Source organism: Arthrobacter sp. ISL-30, from assembly GCF_018613855.1.
In the GTDB taxonomy this organism is placed as follows: domain Bacteria; phylum Actinomycetota; class Actinomycetes; order Actinomycetales; family Micrococcaceae; genus Arthrobacter.
Genome location: NZ_JAGGPK010000024.1, coordinates 1 through 17,192, shown reverse-complemented (window position 1 = coordinate 17,192; position 17,192 = coordinate 1). Strand labels below are relative to the sequence as shown.

Annotated in this window: 17 protein-coding genes, 1 tRNA gene and 1 pseudogene; 5 read left to right on the top strand and 14 right to left on the bottom strand. The window is 62.3% G+C overall.

All coding sequences use genetic code 11. The features are described from left to right. Nucleotides 1-169 precede the first annotated feature (169 nt). Nucleotides 170-907, bottom strand: coding sequence for a zinc ribbon domain-containing protein (locus tag J7E82_RS10235; protein WP_214862505.1), 738 nt, complete (start codon nt 905-907; stop codon nt 170-172). An 87-nt stretch (nt 908-994) separates the two neighbouring features. Continuing rightward, nucleotides 995-1,912 (bottom strand): Nif3-like dinuclear metal center hexameric protein, encoded by a 918-nt coding sequence (locus J7E82_RS10230; RefSeq protein WP_214862504.1) that lies wholly within the window; start codon nt 1,910-1,912, stop codon nt 995-997. Between the two features lie 164 nt (nt 1,913-2,076). Here J7E82_RS10230 and msrA point away from each other — a divergent pair, with 164 nt between their 5' ends. The 3 genes from msrA (at nt 2,077) to epsC (ending at nt 4,238) form a co-directional block, all read left to right on the top strand. Next, nucleotides 2,077-2,601, top strand: a complete 525-nt coding sequence (gene msrA, locus J7E82_RS10225; protein WP_214862503.1) for a peptide-methionine (S)-S-oxide reductase MsrA — start codon at nt 2,077-2,079, stop codon at nt 2,599-2,601. A gap of 66 nt (nt 2,602-2,667) precedes the next feature. Further along, on the top strand, nt 2,668-3,603 hold the full coding sequence (cysK, locus tag J7E82_RS10220; protein ID WP_214862502.1) for a cysteine synthase A: 936 nt from the start codon (nt 2,668-2,670) through the stop codon (nt 3,601-3,603). Nucleotides 3,604-3,653: 50 nt separating this feature from the next. Continuing rightward, on the top strand, nt 3,654-4,238 hold the full coding sequence (epsC, locus tag J7E82_RS10215) for a serine O-acetyltransferase EpsC (protein WP_214862501.1): 585 nt from the start codon (nt 3,654-3,656) through the stop codon (nt 4,236-4,238). Here the strand turns inward: epsC and J7E82_RS10210 are convergent. After that, a pseudogene (locus J7E82_RS10210) lies at nt 4,235-5,067 on the bottom strand (oxidoreductase). The gene epsC and the pseudogene J7E82_RS10210 overlap by 4 nt on opposite strands. Nucleotides 5,068-5,223: 156 nt before the next feature. Then, nucleotides 5,224-6,660 (bottom strand): NADP-dependent phosphogluconate dehydrogenase, encoded by a 1,437-nt coding sequence (gene gndA / locus J7E82_RS10205; RefSeq protein WP_214862500.1) that lies wholly within the window; start codon nt 6,658-6,660, stop codon nt 5,224-5,226. 222 nt (nt 6,661-6,882) lie between these two features. On the opposite strand from gndA, the gene J7E82_RS10200 reads away from it, so the two are divergent. Beyond that, nucleotides 6,883-7,611: a FadR/GntR family transcriptional regulator gene (locus J7E82_RS10200; protein ID WP_214862499.1), complete on the top strand. Its 729-nt coding sequence runs from the start codon at nt 6,883-6,885 to the stop codon at nt 7,609-7,611. On the opposite strand, the gene J7E82_RS10195 is transcribed toward J7E82_RS10200, so the two are convergent. Genes J7E82_RS10195 through J7E82_RS10185 form a run of 3 tightly spaced genes read right to left on the bottom strand, consistent with a single transcriptional unit; the run spans nt 7,608 to nt 10,376 of the window. Continuing rightward, a complete protein-coding gene (locus J7E82_RS10195) occupies nt 7,608-8,681 on the bottom strand; it encodes an L-idonate 5-dehydrogenase (protein ID WP_214862498.1) in 1,074 nt (357 codons plus the stop codon). The two genes, J7E82_RS10200 and J7E82_RS10195, sit on opposite strands and share 4 nt — an antisense overlap. Further along, nucleotides 8,681-9,451 carry an SDR family oxidoreductase gene (locus J7E82_RS10190; RefSeq protein WP_214862497.1) on the bottom strand — a complete coding sequence of 257 codons (771 nt, stop codon included), beginning with the start codon at nt 9,449-9,451 and terminating at the stop codon, nt 8,681-8,683. Before J7E82_RS10190 ends, J7E82_RS10195 begins: the two co-directional genes overlap by 1 nt. A 13-nt stretch (nt 9,452-9,464) precedes the next feature. Then, a complete protein-coding gene (locus J7E82_RS10185; protein WP_214862496.1) occupies nt 9,465-10,376 on the bottom strand; it encodes an NAD(P)-dependent oxidoreductase in 912 nt (303 codons plus the stop codon). A 72-nt stretch (nt 10,377-10,448) separates the two neighbouring features. Between J7E82_RS10185 and J7E82_RS10180 the strand changes: the two genes are divergently transcribed. Continuing rightward, nucleotides 10,449-11,516 (top strand): D-2-hydroxyacid dehydrogenase, encoded by a 1,068-nt coding sequence (locus J7E82_RS10180; protein ID WP_214862495.1) that lies wholly within the window; start codon nt 10,449-10,451, stop codon nt 11,514-11,516. Between the two features lie 207 nt (nt 11,517-11,723). Here J7E82_RS10180 and J7E82_RS10175 read toward each other — a convergent pair whose 3' ends face one another. The 7 genes from J7E82_RS10175 to J7E82_RS10145 all read right to left on the bottom strand — a co-directional run bounded on the left by J7E82_RS10175 (nt 11,724) and on the right by J7E82_RS10145 (nt 16,769). Next, entirely contained in the window at nt 11,724-13,073 is a 1,350-nt protein-coding gene (locus J7E82_RS10175) for an MFS transporter (RefSeq protein ID WP_374223607.1), read from the bottom strand. Nucleotides 13,074-13,236: 163 nt separating this feature from the next. Next, nucleotides 13,237-14,034 carry an IclR family transcriptional regulator gene (locus J7E82_RS10170; RefSeq protein ID WP_214862493.1) on the bottom strand — a complete coding sequence of 266 codons (798 nt, stop codon included), beginning with the start codon at nt 14,032-14,034 and terminating at the stop codon, nt 13,237-13,239. Nucleotides 14,035-14,302: 268 nt separating this feature from the next. Beyond that, on the bottom strand, nt 14,303-14,461 hold the full coding sequence (locus tag J7E82_RS21200; RefSeq protein WP_308113744.1) for a hypothetical protein: 159 nt from the start codon (nt 14,459-14,461) through the stop codon (nt 14,303-14,305). Between the two features lie 249 nt (nt 14,462-14,710). Continuing rightward, nucleotides 14,711-14,786: transfer RNA gene (locus tag J7E82_RS10160), tRNA-Val, on the bottom strand. Between the two features lie 48 nt (nt 14,787-14,834). Then, on the bottom strand, nt 14,835-15,827 hold the full coding sequence (locus J7E82_RS10155; protein WP_214862491.1) for an NAD-dependent protein deacetylase: 993 nt from the start codon (nt 15,825-15,827) through the stop codon (nt 14,835-14,837). 1 nt (nt 15,828) lies between these two features. Continuing rightward, entirely contained in the window at nt 15,829-16,305 is a 477-nt protein-coding gene (locus J7E82_RS10150; RefSeq protein WP_214862506.1) for a peroxiredoxin, read from the bottom strand. Nucleotides 16,306-16,349: 44 nt separating this feature from the next. Continuing rightward, nucleotides 16,350-16,769: a DUF3052 domain-containing protein gene (locus J7E82_RS10145; RefSeq protein WP_214862490.1), complete on the bottom strand. Its 420-nt coding sequence runs from the start codon at nt 16,767-16,769 to the stop codon at nt 16,350-16,352. Nucleotides 16,770-17,192 lie beyond the last annotated feature (423 nt).

Below are 17,192 nucleotides of genomic sequence, written 5' to 3'. Positions count from 1 at the left end.
AAAGGAATCTAGTCCTCGTTCTCGGCAAAAGAAACAGTGAAGGGCCCACGGCGTGATCCCCAACGCCCGGCTAGCTCACGGCCTCAACGAACCATAGATGGACGGCGTCGGCAGGCGACCACAAGGACATTTTCAAACCCGAACGGGCGTCCCACAAGAGACAAACCGGCTAGCTCCACTCAGGTGAGCGGACCAGGATGCAGCCGGAGTCCGGGCAAAAAACAATGTCGTCGTCGGCCGCGGCCTTGACCTCGGCGAGGTCGCCAGGGCTCAGCATCATGCCGGATCCCTCGGACTTTCCATGGAACAGCCTGGCCGCTCCCACTCCCCGCTTGGCGAGCGTCTTTTCGTAGACCTCAAGCATGCCGGCATCGAGCCCTTCGGCGAAGGCCTTGCGCGCTTGGGAAACTTCCCGCTCCTCGGCAGCGATTTCCGCGATGGCGGAGTCGAGTTCGGCGCGGATGCTGCCGAACGCGGCCTGGATGTCGTCCACGATCTGCTGCTGGGTGGCCTGGCGTTCCCTGAGCACATCGAGGCGTTCGAGGATTTCGAGTTCCACGTCTTCGAGGTCGGAGCGCCGCTTGTTGAGGGAGGCGATGTCACTTTGCAGGGCCATGAGGTCCTTGGACAGCCCGGTGCCGCTATTAAGCCGGGCTTCGTCGCGCTCGATGCGCGTGACCACCTGTTCGACGTCGGTCTCGGACCTGCGCAGCTCGGCTTCAGCGTCGTGCACCGCCAGCTTCGCGGTCCCGAGTTCGCCTTGCGCAACCGTCAGGGCATCCTGCAGGTCCTTGATCCGCGGATCAGCCTCCAGCATCCGGCGACGATTCGCCAGGGACTTCAACCTGGCGTCCAGTCCCTGCAGCTCAAGCAATTTCAACTGTTCCGCCGGTGCTGCCTTCGCCACGCTTACCTCCGCTTGAATCGTGCCGGGAACGCCCGGCACCCGTGGGCGTCCTGCCCATGTGAGTGAACTCTAGTCGCCGTCTGAACTCTAGTCGCCACCGGGAGTCAGAATGAAGTCCCAAGGGTCGCTGTTGGTCGAGCTGACGCGAATCTCGACATCGTGGCCCTGATCCGCCAGGACATTTCCGAGCGCTTCGGCGGCGGCCGGCAGCCACAGCCATTCACTGGCAAAGTGCGAAACGTCAATGAGGTAGGGGCGCCCGTCAACAGCCGCCTCCCGGGCTTCCGACGCCGGGTGGTGGCGCATGTCCGCTGTGACGTAGATATCCGCCTGGCTCAGACGAACGGCGTCGAACAGGCCGTCGCCCGCGCCGCCGCACACAGCCACCCTTCGGACCAGCCCGTCCTTGTCTCCCGCAACGCGCACGCCCCCGGCTACAGCAGGCAAAATCTCAAAGACCCGTGCAGCGAAGTCTCCCAACGTCATCACGTCAGGCAGGTCGCCTACCCGCCCGATTCCCTCCTCTGGAAGCCCGTTCGCAGCGGGAGCCAGCGGTGCCACGTTCTCCAATCCAAGAGCGTCGGCGAGAACGTCGGACACTCCCCCGACGGCGGAATCACCGTTGGTATGGACGGTGAGCAGTCCTGTCCCGGACTCGATAAGCCGATGAACGGCGAGGCCCTTGGCGGTTGTGGCGGCCACCGAATTGACCCCTTTAAGGAGCAGCGGGTGGTGGGTGATGAGCAGTTCCGCGCCCCAATCAACGGCCTCTTCAATCACGGCCAGCGTGGGATCTACCGCGAAGAGAACCTTGCTGACTTCCGCAGTGGGGCGACCAACCACGAGCCCCACCTCGTCCCAGTCCTCTGCGAGCGACTCCGGCCACAGCTCCTCCACGGCCAGGAGGACCTGGCCCAGGGCCGGAGCAACGGATGCGTCACCGCCGCCCTTTTCCGAGGCGCTCCCCGAGCCCGCATCTGCAACTGCCGTGTTTACAGCTTCCATACCCATATTCTTACCTCATCCGGCACGTTGCCCCATGTACGGCCACCCGTCATTACGGCGGCTCGAGATTAGCGGCACGAGCGGCCGGAACTCCTAGGCCGCCCCGTAACGGTCCCGTAAGGTTATGGGGGAATCATCCGGGCACGCCGGCCATTGAAGAGGTCATGAAAACTTTTGTACTTGGCGGAGGCTGCTTCTGGTGCCTCGACGCCGTCTACCAGAAGACCAAGGGCGTCATCGACGTTGTGTCGGGCTACACCGGAGGCCACGTCCGCAACCCGGACTATTACGACGTGTGCTCTGGAATGACGGGCCACGCAGAAGTCGTCGCCGTGACGTTCGACGAGGACGTTATCCCGGCAGAGGTCATCCTGGACATGTTCTTCGCAATTCATGACCCCACCACGCTCAACCGCCAGGGTTACGACGTCGGGACCCAGTACCGGTCCTCGATGTTCTACCAAACCACCGAAGAGAAGATTCTTTTCGAAGAGGCCATTGAACGCAACCAGGCGCTCTGGAGCCATCCGATCGTGACTGAGGTCAGCAGGCTCGGAGATTTTTACCGTGCCGAGGAGATCCACCAGAACTATTACGCCAAGTACACCGAACAGGGCTACTGCCAGGTCATCATCAATCCCAAGCTCGCGAAGGCCAGGAAATATTACTCTGCATGGCTTAAGGCTTAGTTGTCCTCGCGGCTCCTCGTTAGGCTGACCTCAGTATTTCCCCTCTTCAGAGATAGGCATAAATTCATGGCACGGATTTACGACGACGTCACACAGCTGGTCGGCGGCACCCCGCTGGTGCGCCTGAACCGGCTTACCGAAGGCCTGGACGCCACTGTCGCCGTCAAGCTGGAGTTCTACAACCCGGCCAACAGCGTCAAGGACCGCATCGGTGTGGCAATCGTCGACGCCGCGGAGAAGGCCGGCGCGCTCAAGCCCGGCGGAACCATCGTCGAGGGAACCTCCGGCAACACAGGAATTGCCCTGGCCCTCGTTGGAGCGGCTCGTGGCTACAAAGTCATCCTGACCATGCCCGAAACCATGTCAACGGAACGCCGCGTCATGCTGCGCGCCTTCGGCGCAGAAATCGTCCTCACCCCCGGTTCCGAAGGAATGCGCGGCGCCGTGGAGAAGGCCCAGGAAATCGTGGCCAACACCGAGAACTCCATCTGGGCACAGCAGTTCGCCAACCCGGCCAACCCGGAGATCCACCGCACCACCACTGCGGAGGAAATCTGGGCAGACACCGAGGGCCTGGTTGACATCTTCGTCGGCGGCATCGGCACCGGCGGCACCGTGACCGGCGTCGGGCAGGTCCTCAAGGAACGCAAGCCGGAAATCCAGGTTGTCGCTGTGGAACCCAAGGACTCTGCGATCCTCAACGGCGGCGCCCCGGGCCCGCACAAGATCCAGGGCATCGGCGCCAACTTCATCCCCGAGGTGCTGGACACCAACGTCTACGACGAGGTCCTGGACGCCACCCTTGAGGACTCCGTAGCCACCGCCCGCGCCCTCGGCGCCAAAGAAGGCATCCTTGGAGGGATCTCCGCCGGTGCGGCTGTTTGGGGCGCGCTGGAACTGGCAAAGCGTCCGGAGAACAAGGACAAGCTCATTGTCGCTATCGTTCCCGACTTCGGCGAACGCTACATCTCCACCGTGCTGTTTGACGACATCCGGGGCTAATTGCGGGTAACCCCGCCCGCCACCCTGTCGTTTCCTGTAGAAAGGTCTTTGTGAATTTCTTCGCAAGGCTTAAGGAAGACCTCGACGCCGCCAGGTCCCATGACCCGGCGGCTCGAGGTTCTTTTGAGAACTTTTTCGCCTACTCCGGCCTCCACGCGATCTGGGCACACCGACTGACGCATAAGCTCTGGCAGACGCCTGGGCTGCGCTTTCCGGCCAGGCTCATCTCACAGCTCGCACGCTTCCTGACCGGCATCGAGATCCACCCCGGCGCAACCATAGGCCGCCGTTTCTTCATTGACCACGGCATGGGAGTCGTCATCGGCGAAACCGCCGAAATCGGCGAGGACGTCATGATCTACCACGGTGTAACGCTGGGCGGCCGTTCCCTGGCCAAGGTCAAGAGGCATCCCACCATTGGTGACCGTGTAACCATCGGAGCAGGCGCGAAGGTCCTTGGCCCCATCGTCATCGGCGCGGACAGCGCCATCGGAGCCAATGCCGTCGTCGTCAAGGACGCCCCGCCCGAGTCGATCATCACCGGCATTCCGGCCACTTGGCGGCACCGGGACGCCCGGCTCGAAACCAAGCCGGCCGTCGATCCCGCCGAGTACTACATCGAATACCGTATCTAGGCAGGAAACCGGCTGTAGATGGCCCTGAGCAGGGCATCGAACGCACGGTCCGGCAACAGTCGGCGCAAAGCCAGAATGGAACCCGCTCCCCGACCCGTCGGGTAGCGGGTTCCCGGCTTTTTGGCGGTGGCCGCCCGGAGGATGGTGCGCGCAGCCACTCGGGGTGGGGTACCAAGAACACTGCCCTCCGTCGAGGCCAGCGCAGCCGCTTGTGAGCGGGCCTGGGCCGCATAAGCACCTTGGCCGGACACTGCCAGGAGGAGTTCCCCGGCGATGCGCCCCCACTCGGTGGCCGTCCCGGACGGCTCAATGATGGAAACCCAAATGCCATGCGGAGCCAGTTCAAGCCGGAGAGAGTCGCTCATGCCCTCGACGGTGAATTTGGAGGCGTGATACCAGGACCCCATTGCCTCGTAGATCTTCCCGCCATTGACGACACGTTGATAATCCTGCCCTCGCCTGCCCGCCGCATATGCGGCAGCACAAGCTGGGTCATCCGGGCGAGGCCGAAGACGTTGACCTCGAACTGGCGCCTGCCCTCGTCCAAGGGCGTCTCTTCCAACGATCCGTAGGAGCCGTAGCCGGCGTTGCTGACCAGGACATCGACCTTGCCCTGGTCGTCGATGCCGCGCTGAACCGCGGACACCATGGAGTCCTCTTGGGTCACGTCCAGTTCCAGCACGTGCACGCCGTAAGCCTTGAGGGGTTCCATTTTGTCCACCCGCCGCGCGCCGGCATAGACGATGAAGCCGGCCTTGGCAAGCTGGATAGCGGCTTGATGACCAATGCCAGTGGATGCACCGGTGACCAGAACGACGCGCTGGGGCAATGTGTCCTCCTTGTGCAGGCGTCAGGATTCAGGCGACGTCAGTGTTCAAGCGTCAGGACAGCCCAGGCCGAACATGGCAAAGGCCGGTGCTGCCCAGCCTACTGGGCAGCACCGGCCTCGGTGCTTAATATGCCTAATGTGCCTAATGGCGGCCAGCTAGTGGGTGTCCACCGCAGAGATTTCAGACTTGTCTTCGCCCCACAGGGTGTGGAAGGTTCCTTCGGCGTCGATGCGGCCGTAGGTGTGCGCCCCGAAGAGGTCACGCTGGCCCTGGATAACGGCAGCGGCAAGACGCTTGCGGCGCAGCCCGTCATAGTAGGCCAGCGAAGAAGAGAACACAGGCACGGGAATGCCCAGCTGAACAGCGGTGGCGACGACGCGGCGCCAGGCCGGGAGTGCGTCCGCGATCGCCTTGGTGAAGGCCGGGGCAAACAGCAGGTTCGCCGGCTTCTCCTCGGCTGCGTAAGCCTTGGTGATTTCCTTCAGCAGCTCCGCGCGGATGATACAGCCGCCGCGCCACAGGGAGGCAATCTGGTCCAGCTTGAGGTCCCAGCCGTATTCCTTGGCGGAGGACGTCAGCATGTCCAGGCCCTGGGCGTAGGACACCAGCTTGGAAGCATAGAGTGCCTGGCGCACGTCCTCGACAAAGTTCTCCGGGATTTCTACGGCGATTTCCTCGCCGGCGAGCAGCTCCTGGCCGAGCCTGCGCTGCTCAGCCTGGGAAGACAGTGCGCGTGCAAATACGGATTCAGCGATGCCGGACACGGGGGAACCGAGCTCCAGCGCGGAGATGACGGTCCAGCGGCCCGTGCCCTTCTGGCCGGCCGCATCCACGACGACGTCGACGAAAGGCTTGCCGGTCTTGGCGTCGACGTGGCCGAGCACCTCGGCGGAAATTTCGATCAGGAAGGAAGCGAGTTCGCCCTTGTTCCACTCGGCGAAGATCTTGGACTGCTCGGCGGGCTCGATGCCTGCGCCGGAGCGGAGAAGGTCGAAGGCTTCGCCGATAACCTGCATGTCGGCGTACTCAATGCCGTTGTGGACCATCTTGACGAAGTGGCCGGCGCCGTCGGTGCCGATCCAGGCGCAGCAGGGCTGGCCGTCCACCTTGGCGGAGATCTTCTCGAGCAGCGGGCCAAGGGCATCGTAGGACTCCTTGGAACCGCCGGGCATGATGGACGGACCGTTCAGCGCGCCCTCCTCACCGCCGGAAACGCCGACGCCCACGAAGTGCAGGCCCTTCTCGGTTAGGGAGGATTCCCGACGGCGGGTGTCCTCGTAGTGGGAGTTGCCGGCGTCGATCACAATGTCGCCCGGTTCCAGCAACGGGACCAGCTGCTCGATGACGGCGTCGACGGGCTTGCCTGCCTTCACCATGATGAGCACGCGACGGGGCTTCTCAAGGGAGTCCACCAGTTCCTGCAGGGTTTCGGTGCGGATGAAGTCACCGTCCATACCGTGCTTCTCCAGGAGGGCATCGGTCTTTTCGACCGAGCGGTTGTGCAGTGCAACGGTGAAGCCGTTCCGGGCCAGGTTGCGGGCCAGGTTGGCGCCCATCACCGCAAGGCCGGTGACACCGATGTGTGCTGACATCAAAACTCCAATTCAAATCGTGTGCGTTGAGTTCCGCGTGACATGCGGAACACGCTTTGGAAACAAGAGGTTTCAATAAACCATATGTATTTGGGGTCACCAGGGAAAAGTAGTGCCCACTTTTTGGAAGCTGTCGCGTCATAAAGAGTCTATGATGCTCCCCCGCATTCCCGCCTGTCGATTGACGAATGGGCCCTTCACGGGACCACTATGCTTACCACTATGTCGACCAGCCTCCACCACCGCGCCGTTGAACACCTGGGGACCCGGATCGTTGGCGGAAAGCTTCCTTCTGGCCATGTCATGCTGGCCGAGCACCTTGAAGATGAACTCAATGTGTCCCGTTCAGTTGTCCGCGAAGCGGTTCGCGTGCTTCAATCCCTCGGCCTGGTCGAAACCATCAAGAGAGTGGGGATCCGTGTCCTTCCCGCTCATCGCTGGAATCCCTTCGATCCGCTCGTGATCCGCTGGAGGCTGGCCGGGGACGGCCGCGGCGCCCAGTTGCGTTCGCTGGCGGAACTTCGCTCCGCCGTCGAGCCTGTCGCCGCGGAGCTCGCCGCCGCCAACGCTCCCGATTCCATGCGCCGCGAACTCCTGGAAATCGCCCTTGCCATGCGCGACGCCGGCCGTTCCGGGGATATGCCCCGCTTCCTTGACCTGGACATCCGGTTCCATGCCCTGGTCCTGTCCGGCTCCGGGAATGAAATGTTCGCGAACCTGATCGGCCAGGTGACCGAGACGCTCACCGGCCGAACGGTTCATGGACTCATGCCGGAACATCCCAAGGAGGCCGCCCTGCAGTGGCACCTTGACGTGGCCCATGCCATCGGTTCAGGCGACGCCGGGAAGGCCCGCGAAGCCTCCATGCGGATCATGAAGGAGACCATCGCGGACCTCGAACCCACCTGGCAGGGCCAGCCGCGCGTCTTCGTTCCCGTCGACCGCCGCTAGGACAGGTCGCCGGGAATCGGCGCGAAGTTCAACAGGACCTTGCCCGATTCCGCGGAGTTCCGGGCCATTTCGAAGGCTTCGAGACCTTGGTCCAACGGGAATTCGTGGGTGACCACGGGATCCACATAGAGCGATCCGTCAGTCAATGCAGCGATGACGTCGTCCATCTCGTCGTTGAAGCGGAAGGATCCCAGGAGCTCCAGTTCCCGCGTAATGGCGAGGGAGATGAGCACGGGCTGCGGACCGGAGGGCAGCAACCCAACCATCACCACAATGCCGCCCCGGACGGCCCCCCTGATGGCGGAGGCCAGGCCGTGGTGGCTGCCGGAGGATTCGATGACGACATCGGCTTCGACAGCAGCAATGGCGTCCGTTTCGTCGCCCTTGAGAACGACGTCGGCGCCCACTGCCGTCGAAATCTCAAGCGGCTTTGGGTGCATGTCCACCGCAATGATCTTCGCCGCCCCGGCCCTCTTCAGGACTGCGACAGTCAAGGCGCCGATGGGACCGCTGCCAATAACCAGCGCGGTTTTCCCGGCTACGTCACCGGCCCGCGCGACGGCGTGCCAGGCGACGCTCGCAGGCTCGGCGAGCGCTGCGGTGCGCAGGCCAAGCGACGCCGGAAGGGTTCGGAGCATCCTTGAGGGCAGGTTCGCATAGCGGCTGAAGGCACCGTCGGTGTGTGGAAAGCGGGCAGCACTGCCGAGGTAGGTGCAGCACGGGGAGAGATTAGGCCTGTCCCCCGGGTACTTGGCTGCACCGGGAGCGGGTGTAGCGGGATGGACTGCAACGGGGGTACCCGCGACTGGTCCGGTCCCGTCAGCCGCTGCCTGGACCACTGTGCCCACGATCTCGTGCCCGAGCACCATTGGTGCCTTTAGGATCGATTCCCCGGCAGCACCGTGGAGCCAGTAATGCAGGTCGGAGCCGCAGATGCCACCGTACGCGATCTCCACAATGGCCTGGTCACTGGTAGGGATCGCCAGGGGTATTTCTTCGATTCGCAGGTCGCCGGCGGCATGGGCCACCACGGCGAGTCTGGTTGCGGGAATAGCGAATCCTGCGGACATCAGACCACCACCGTCATTCCGCCGTCGACGAAGATCGTCTGGCCGTTGACGAAATTCGAGCCGTCAGAGGCGAGCCATACGGCAGGACCGGCGAGGTCCTGGACTGTGCCCCAGCGGTGGGCGGGGGTGCGGCCGAGGATCCAGGAGTTGAACTGGGGGTCGTCGACCAGGTTTTGGGTCATCTCTGTGTGGATGTAGCCAGGAGCGATGCCGTTGATTTGCAGGCCTGACGCGGCCCATTCTGCCGTCATGGCGCGGGTGAGGTTCCGCAGCCCGCCCTTGGCGGCAACATAGGGGGCGATGGTGGGACGGGCCAGATCCGTCTGGACGGAGCAGATGTTGATGATCTTTCCCCGACCGCGGGGAATCATGTGGCGGGCTGCCTCCCGGCCCACCAGGAAGGCGCTGGTGAGGTCGGTTGAGATGACACGCTCCCAGTCCGCGACGTCGAGGTCCAGCATCGGCACACGATGCTGTATGCCCGCGTTATTGATGAGGATGTCAAGCGGGCCGACGTTCTCCTCCACCCAGAGGATGCCGCGGGCTGCCTCGGCATCGTTGGTAACGTCAAAGGCACAGCTGTTGATGCGGCCTGCTGCGTAGTCCTGGGCCATTGCTGTCTCGGCAGCCTTCAGGCGTTCCGGGTTGATCCCGTTGAGGACAACCGTGGCTCCGGCGTCGGCAAGGGCACGTGCCAGCGCGTTGCCGATTCCCCGGCTGGAGCCAGTCACCAGGGCGGCGCGCCCCGTCAGGTCAAAGATTCCACTCATGTTGAATTTCCTTCTAGTTCGCGACAGCGGTGTTGGCCGTGCTGAGGTTTGAGATGGCCTCGCGGACGACCGCGAGGTCGTGGTCACCCAATCCCTGCCTCACGAGTTCGCCGTAGAGTTCGGCTCCGGCTGTGGCAAGGGGGACGGCTGAACCGACTGCCTCGGCTGAGTGGACCACGAAGTTGAGGTCCTTCAGCATGAACTTGGCAGGGCCGGTGGGCGCGTAGTCCTTTGCCGCCATCCGAGGCCCCACAATCTCCAGGACCCGGCTTCCCGCCAGGCCCCCGGACAGGACGTCGTAGAGGGCACGGACATCCATCCCCGAACGCTCGGCGAGTTCAGCGGCCTCGGCGAGGGCCGCCGTCGTGCTTCCTACGATCAGCTGATTGCACGCCTTGGCGAGCGACCCCGAGCCCAGGGGTCCCATGAGTCGCACCGTGGAGCCCATCGCTTCAAACAGCGGCAGAAGGGCGGTGAATTCCTGTTCAGAGGAGCCAACCATGATCGCCAGGCTGCCGTCCTGGGCACCCTTGGTGCCGCCGCTCACCGGAGCGTCGACGACGGACACGTTCCCGCCGCTGGCGGACGCCACACGATCCCCAAAGGCCTTGACGTCGGTGGGTGAGACGCTGCTCATCACGACGATTGCGGTTCCCGGTGCGGGTGGCCTAGCCCGCCAGTCCTCCAGGAGAGGCCGGGCGGCGTCCTCGATGTAGGACAGGTCAGGAAGCATGAAGATGATGACGGGCTGATCTCGAAGCCCGACAACCGCTGTCGTGCGGCTCCCGCCCAGCCGCTCCACTTCGAGCAGCGCTGCATCCGATCGGTTCCAGGCCTGGACATTCCAGCCATTCCTCAGGAGATTGCAAGCCATGGGCAAGCCCATGAATCCCAATCCCACGAATCCTGCGGTCTTCGCAGTCATTTGCCTTGGGCTCCTCACTTCTTCGTGGTTCATCTATCCTCCAACTGTTCAGTATTCTAGCCTCGATTCAGTATGATGAACATTATGACGACTGACGAACTCACTATTGCGATCGCCGTCCCGCTCGAAGTTGAGCATGTGGAGCGAATCCGAGCGGTTGATCCCACCATCACCGTTCTGTACGAGCCCGATCTCCTCCCGCCGGAGCGCTTTCCTGCCGATCATTCGGGAGACCCGGCGTTCCAGCGCACCCCTGAACAGGAGGAGCGTTACTGGTCCATGCTGAACAGTGCCCAGGTCCTGTACGGGTTTCCGAATGAGAGTCCCTCAGGCCTTGAACGTATCGCGCGGAGTAATCCCCACCTTCAGTGGATCCATGCCATGGCAGCCGGCGCCGGCGGGGCAGTAAAGGCATCAGGCCTGGACATGGAGACGCTGCAGAAGTTCAAGGTCACAACCTCCGCCGGGGTGCACGCCCTTCCACTGGCCGAATTCGCGGCGCTCGGCATCCTTAACGGCTTCAAGCGCAGCGCGGAACTGGCCCAGGACCAGGCGGCCCGGATCTGGCCGGAACTGCGCACCCCCACGAAGCTCGTCAACGGCTCCAGGATCGTCATCACCGGACTCGGCGAGATCGGCCTGGAGACGGCACGTGTTGCCCGCGCCTTGGGTATGCGGGTCAGCGGGACCAAGCGCACAGTGCAACCGCTCGAGGGCATCGAAGAGGTGGCCGATAACGACGGCCTGGCTCGGCTGCTGGCCGACGCTGACGCCGTCGTCAATACCCTTCCCGGGACCCCTTACACAGAGAAGCTCTTCGACCGCGAGGTTTTCTCCGCCATGAAGCCGGGCACTGTGTTCGTGAACGTGGGACGCGGAACGGTGGTGGACGAGGCGGCGCTCCTCGAGGCGTTGGACAGCGGACAGGTCTCGTATGCCTGCCTTGACGTCTTCGCCGTCGAGCCCCTGCCGCAGGACAGCCCGCTGTGGACCCACCCCAAAGTCATGGTCTCTCCCCACACCTCCGCACTGAGCGCCGCCGAAAATCGCCTGATCGCAGATCGTTTCTGCGCCAACCTCCGAACATTCCTCGACGGCGGTGAGCTCCCCCACATCGTGGACCCGGTCCACTTCTATTAGGAGCGCACCTCCCCCAGTGGGATGCACGCTCGGCGGAAGTAGGGCCCAGCGAAGAAGTACGGCCCAGCGAGTACGGCCCCTCCGGAAACGGAGGGGCCGTACTTTTGTAGCATCGCAAGACGGCAGGAGCGGGGCAGGACGGCAGGAAGGCTCCGTCCGACTGGACGGAGCCTTCCTGCCTGCTTCACATTCCCCCTCGCCGGGAGCCTACTTGGCATCCTCGATCGAGAGGAGGTCACGCCCCGCCGTCTCTGGCGTGAAGAACGTGGTGGCGAAGGAAATGAGAGCCAGGACCAGCGAGTAGATGGCCGGGACCAGCCAGGAATGTCCGGTGACGGTCAACAGCACGGCACCGATGACCGGAACCAGTCCACCGGCAAGCACTGCCGAGAATTCCCGGCTGAGGGCGACGCCGGTGAACCTGTACTGGGAGCCGAACAGCTCGGGGAGCAGGGGGCACTGAGGGCCAAGCATCGACTGTACGCCGAGGGCGATGCCCACAACCATGACAATCCACACCAGCGTTACGTTGCCCAGCGTCACCAGGTAGAAGGCGGGAAGGGCAATAGCAGCCTGGAACAGTGCACCGTAACGGTACACGAGGACTCGTCCGAAGCGGTCCGAAAGCGCACCGAAGGTAATCACCATGACAGCGGCGAATCCAGCGGCAATAAGGAGGCCCACTGGACCGATCTGCTTGTCCCCAGGGAAAACACCAACCGACGCGCTCATGAACGAGATAAGCAAGGCTGAATAGATGGATGAGTTGCCGTTTTCACCCATGCGCAGGCCGATACCGATCAGCACGTTCTTCTTGGAGTGCTTCCACAGCTCGCCGACAGGATTCTTGACAACGTTCTTGTGCTTCTCAAGCTCCTGGAAAACCGGGGTTTCCTTCAGCTTGAGCCGAATAAAGACTGCCACCACAATCAGGACAAAGCTGGCGAGGAACGGTACTCTCCACAGCCAGCCTTCAAGGACGGCCTTGTCAGCCAAGGCAATGAGCGCGAACGTGCCCGCCCCCAGCAGGGTGCCCAGCTGGATGCCAACAAACGGGAGGGCGGCGAAATAGCCGCGACGGCGGGGCGGAGCAACTTCCGAGATAAGGGTTGTGGCACCGGCCTGCTCAGCGCCGGCACCCAGTCCCTGAATGATGCGAAGAGTCACCAGGAGTACGGCGCCCAGCATACCGGCCTGCTCAAAAGTGGGAAGCAGCCCGATTGCGAAGCTGGCCGCTCCCATCATGCCGATGGTGAGCAGGAGAACCATCTTGCGTCCGAAGCGGTCACCGATGTAACCAAAAACGATGCCGCCGAACGGCCGGGCTGCAAAGCCGACACCGTAAGTAGCGAAGGACGCGATCAGCGCGCCGCTCTCTCCCAGCGGCTTGAAAAACAAAGGCCCGAAGATCAGGGCGGATGCCAGGCCGTAGATATAGAAGTCGTAGTATTCCAAGGCGGAGCCTACGGAACTGGCAAGAGTAGCCTTTCGCAGCTGCTCCGGCTCAACGACGGCGCCATCCGCGCCGGCAAGGTTTGTTTCGGTACGAGTTGTCACTAGCACTCCCTTATGCACACTCCAGACCCCCGTTGGTCTGGCGGGAAGTGACGGGCATCATGCCGCGATCACCATAGTGAACAGCGTACAGCAACCTGAACAGCTTGCAAGGTTTAAGTCCGATTTAATCCGCCTGCGCGAAATGTGACACGCTACACACTCCTTATCCCATAGGGTTGCCGAGGGATCGGGCCAACTCTTTGAGTTCCTTGACCATGAGGGCACCCTGCTCTTCAGAATAGGTTGCCTTCAGTGCGGTGACCGACAGGCCGAGGCTTGGTCCGTGCGCTCCGTGGGTTGGCACAGGCACGGCCAGGCAGACGACGCCCACGGTTGACTCCTCATCCTCGAACGCGAAGCCCTTTTCCCGGATCTTGGGAAGTTGCGCTTTGAGCTCTGCACCGGTCCGCAAGGAATGTTTGGTCATGACCGGCAATTCCCTGTCGTCCGGGAACATGGCCTCAATGTCGTGTTCGTGAAGCCGTGCTGCCAGCGCTTTGCCGACTGCACATAGTGAGACTGGCATCTTGTCGCCAATGTTCGATGTCAGACGCACGGCCGGGTGGCCTTCGTACCTGGCCAGATAAATAACATGATCACCATCCAGCATGGCGATACGAACGGTTTCCCCCGAAAGCGTGGGGGCCTGCTCGCAGTACTTGTAGAACTCCTGCACTTCATCCAGTCTGCTAAGGTAGGCGGCTCCGAGCTCAACGAGCTTCCTGCCAAGGGCGAATTCCGCGCCGTCGCGCGTGATCAGCCTTGCCTCTTCCAGTGCCAGCAACAGGTTTGACGTCGAGGACTTGGGGATCCCCAGTTCTCTTGCGAGGTCGCTAAGAGTGAGTCGCCCGGTGGGAGCTTCCGCCAGGGCTTCAAGAACCGCGGCCGCTCGCGTGACGGCCGGCGCTGGTGAGGAACTTCCCAATCCTTCGGAGGGGCGGGAGGTGCGGGAATCGGCCATGATTCTCCTTAGTAAGCGACGCGATGACGGCTGGGTGGACTGTTGAGTCCCTTATCAGCGTCCATCATTCTGAACACAAACCATCATAGTGGAGTCCTGCTGGCGAGGCTGCTTACAGGAAGGTTTGGCGGCCTTCCAGCGTGTCGGTTCACATTTCCAAAATTTCACTGTATATTCATTTCAAGCTCTCCACCGCGGCATCCCCCAATAGTCGCGGTGGAGAGCTTTTCCAATGCCTGAGCTTTCCATTGACGTTGCGGCTGCCCCGTCAGGCGGCGGTGTCCGCGACAGCGGCTCGCAGCCTCCATCCGCTTCCAGGTCCGTCCCGGACCAGTTCCATAGTGGTAAGCCCTGACCGCGGATTCAGGCCCAGGCGCACCTGCACCTGCAGAACTTCGATATCCACGCGGCCAGTTCCAGATGGCATGCGCCTGCCCTCCCACCAGCTAGTGCGTTCAAACCAACGGATCGGTTCTGCCGCCACGCACCATGCCCTACCGCCTTGCACGATGGCCGTCGGGCGCCCGCTAGGTGTGGATTGAATGCTCACGATCTCCATGACGGGCACTCTAGGGAGCAGCTGCGACAAAAACGGCGGAAAGTGCCCGCATACAAAAAACCGCCGCCAGGCTGATGCCTGAAACAGCGGGTTTTTGCCTGAGACGATGGATTCTAGTGGTGGGTCCTACCGGGATCGAACCGATGACATCCACGGTGTAAACGTGGCGCTCTACCAGCTGAGCTAAAGACCCATCTGCTGGAATCAGGTGCCTAAGCCCCTCAACCAACGAACAATGACTCTACCCGATCTGGCCCATGGATTGCCAATCGTGCGCTGCCCCAAGGTCCGGACCTTCCGCAGGAGATCTTCCAGGAAGGTCCGGGAGGGATCCGGCCAGCCAGGACAGGGCCCCGCTGACGCCAGCTTCAACTTTTACGTCGGCCAGGTCGTCGCCCCTGGTAGGACCCCGATTGATGATGACCACGGGCTTGCCGGCCTTTGCCGCATGGCGGACAAACCGCAGGCCACTCATGACCGTAAGTGATGAACCCGCCACAAGAAGGGCCTCCGCATCGTCCACCATCGAGTATGCGCGTTCGACGCGGTCCTTTGGCACGCTCTCGCCAAAATAAACGAAATCGGGTTTGAGCGTTCCGCCACATGCCGGACACACAGCCATCACAAATTGGCGGATGAGGTCCGGGTCTTCCAGGGTCGCATCCGCGTCGGGGGCAATTTCCACCAGCCCCGCAGTCAGGGCTGCATCCAGGAACCCTGGGTTAAGCTCATCGAGGATTAGGGCGAGGAACTTTCGGGAGAACACGTGGCCATTGTCAAGGCAGATGACCTGATCGTAGCGCCCGTGCAAGTCAACCACATTCACGCTGCCGGCATCTTCGTGGAGCCGATCAACGTTCTGGGTAATCAGGCCAGCCAGGATTCCACGCTTTTCAAGAAGAGCGATGGCGACATGGCCAGCGTTGGGGTCGGCGTGCCTCAGATGCGACCATCCGATATGGTTCCTGGCCCAGTATCGCCTGCGATTGGCAGGGCTTCCGATAAATTCCTGGTACGTCATCGGATTTCGCGGCTTCGCGTCGGGGCCCCGGTAGTCCGGGATACCTGAATCCGTGCTGAGGCCCGCACCGGTCAACACTGTTAGTGCTTTTCCGGAAAGAACTGCGGCCGCGCCCTTCATCTGCTCCAGTTCGTCCGCAGCCAGTGGACTGGCCTCGACTGATGCCTGGCTGGCAAAGCCGGTCAGGCCGAGACCTGGACGCGATCCGGCCACGCTATCGGCCCTGCCCCAGTTCCGCCAGTACGTTGCGGTATTGAGCCAGCTCGCGGGCTTGGCCCCGGGGATTGACGACGACGTACCTGATGGTGCCGTCGGCGTCGATGATGAAAGTGCCCCTCAGCGCCATGCCGCTGTCGGGGTCAAAAACCCCGTAGCGGGCAGCCACTTCGCCGTGGGGCCAGAAATCGGCAAGGAGGTCGAACTCGTAACCCTCTTTGTCCGCATAGGCTCGCAGGGCAAACTTGCTGTCCACCGAGACGCCGAGGACTGTCGCGTTTGCGTCTTCGAAGGCGGCCAGATTGTCCCGAAGCTCGCACAGTTCCCCAGTGCAGATGCCGCTGAAGGCAAATGGATAGAAAACGACAACAACATTGCGGCCCCTCAGTGACGAGAGCCGCACGGGTTCACCGTATTGATTTACGAGTTCGAAGTCGGGGGCTTCCTCGCCCACGGCAGGAGTTGAACCTGCCATCGAAACGGATTTGGCTGCGCTGCCGGGTTCAGTACGGACGGCCGTCACTTGTTCTTCCTGGTGACCAGCCGCGTTGCGCTCCAGTCCTTCGAAACTCCGACTGAGGTAGTGCAGTGCAATCCGGCGGTTGGTGCCGCTTCCTGGATCTCAGCCGGCGAAACATAGCCGGGGCGCCCGGACTTCGGCGTCAGCACCCACACCACGCCATTCTCCGTCAGGGTTGTGAGCGAGTCGACCAGTGCGTCGACCAGGTCTCCGTCGCCGTCCCGCCACCAGAAAATCACTGCATCGACGACGTCGTGATCGTCCTCGTCGAGAAGCTCCGAACCTGTGAGGTCTTCAATATCGTCACGCAAATCGAAATCAACATCGTCGTCGTAACCGAACTCCTGAATCAGATCCCCATCCTTGAAACCCAATCTTTCCGCCACATTTACCGAAGTGGCGGCGTCGGCCTCGCTCACGTTGTTCCTCCTACTGAAGTGATTTCGATTACTACAAGCCAACACCCTTTGAGCGTGGGCTTCAAGCCATTCCCCTGTGATCCGCCATATTCTGCGTCACACCGTGCGCCTAACATGCCCCTGAATGGTGTGCCGGATACTGTGCGTCACACAACCAGTATGACTGTCACATACAAGGCTGCGTGACGAGCGTGGCTACGCATCGCCGCCCACCCAAAGCTAGAGTGGCGATTGAACAACTATGTCTGCACGGGCGATCGCCCTGTATTTGCATGCAGTCATAGACTTATTGGACCCGGTCCGGCACACATGCCCGGGCTGTTGTAACCGAGATGTCGCACACGACGCGTTCACTTCAGGCAGCTACCCTGCCGGACCTGAGGGCGCCGATGGATGCGCCAAAAGAGAGGTTGGACGTGGCTG

Excerpts from the sequence above, each read along its gene's own strand:
- J7E82_RS10230 (WP_214862504.1), bottom strand. The coding sequence starts at position 1,912 with ATGGAAGCTGTAAACACGGCAGTTGCAGATGCGGGCTCGGGGAGCGCC.
- msrA (WP_214862503.1), top strand. The coding sequence starts at position 2,077 with ATGAAAACTTTTGTACTTGGCGGAGGCTGCTTCTGGTGCCTCGACGCC.
- cysK (WP_214862502.1), top strand. The coding sequence starts at position 2,668 with ATGGCACGGATTTACGACGACGTCACACAGCTGGTCGGCGGCACCCCG.
- gndA (WP_214862500.1), bottom strand. The coding sequence starts at position 6,660 with ATGTCAGCACACATCGGTGTCACCGGCCTTGCGGTGATGGGCGCCAAC.
- J7E82_RS10200 (WP_214862499.1), top strand. The coding sequence starts at position 6,883 with ATGTCGACCAGCCTCCACCACCGCGCCGTTGAACACCTGGGGACCCGG.
- J7E82_RS10195 (WP_214862498.1), bottom strand. The coding sequence starts at position 8,681 with ATGTCCGCAGGATTCGCTATTCCCGCAACCAGACTCGCCGTGGTGGCC.
- J7E82_RS10190 (WP_214862497.1), bottom strand. The coding sequence starts at position 9,451 with ATGAGTGGAATCTTTGACCTGACGGGGCGCGCCGCCCTGGTGACTGGC.
- J7E82_RS10185 (WP_214862496.1), bottom strand. The coding sequence starts at position 10,376 with ATGACTGCGAAGACCGCAGGATTCGTGGGATTGGGATTCATGGGCTTG.
- J7E82_RS10180 (WP_214862495.1), top strand. The coding sequence starts at position 10,449 with ATGATGAACATTATGACGACTGACGAACTCACTATTGCGATCGCCGTC.
- J7E82_RS10170 (WP_214862493.1), bottom strand. The coding sequence starts at position 14,034 with ATGGCCGATTCCCGCACCTCCCGCCCCTCCGAAGGATTGGGAAGTTCC.
- J7E82_RS21200 (WP_308113744.1), bottom strand. The coding sequence starts at position 14,461 with ATGCCATCTGGAACTGGCCGCGTGGATATCGAAGTTCTGCAGGTGCAG.
- J7E82_RS10150 (WP_214862506.1), bottom strand. The coding sequence starts at position 16,305 with ATGGCAGGTTCAACTCCTGCCGTGGGCGAGGAAGCCCCCGACTTCGAA.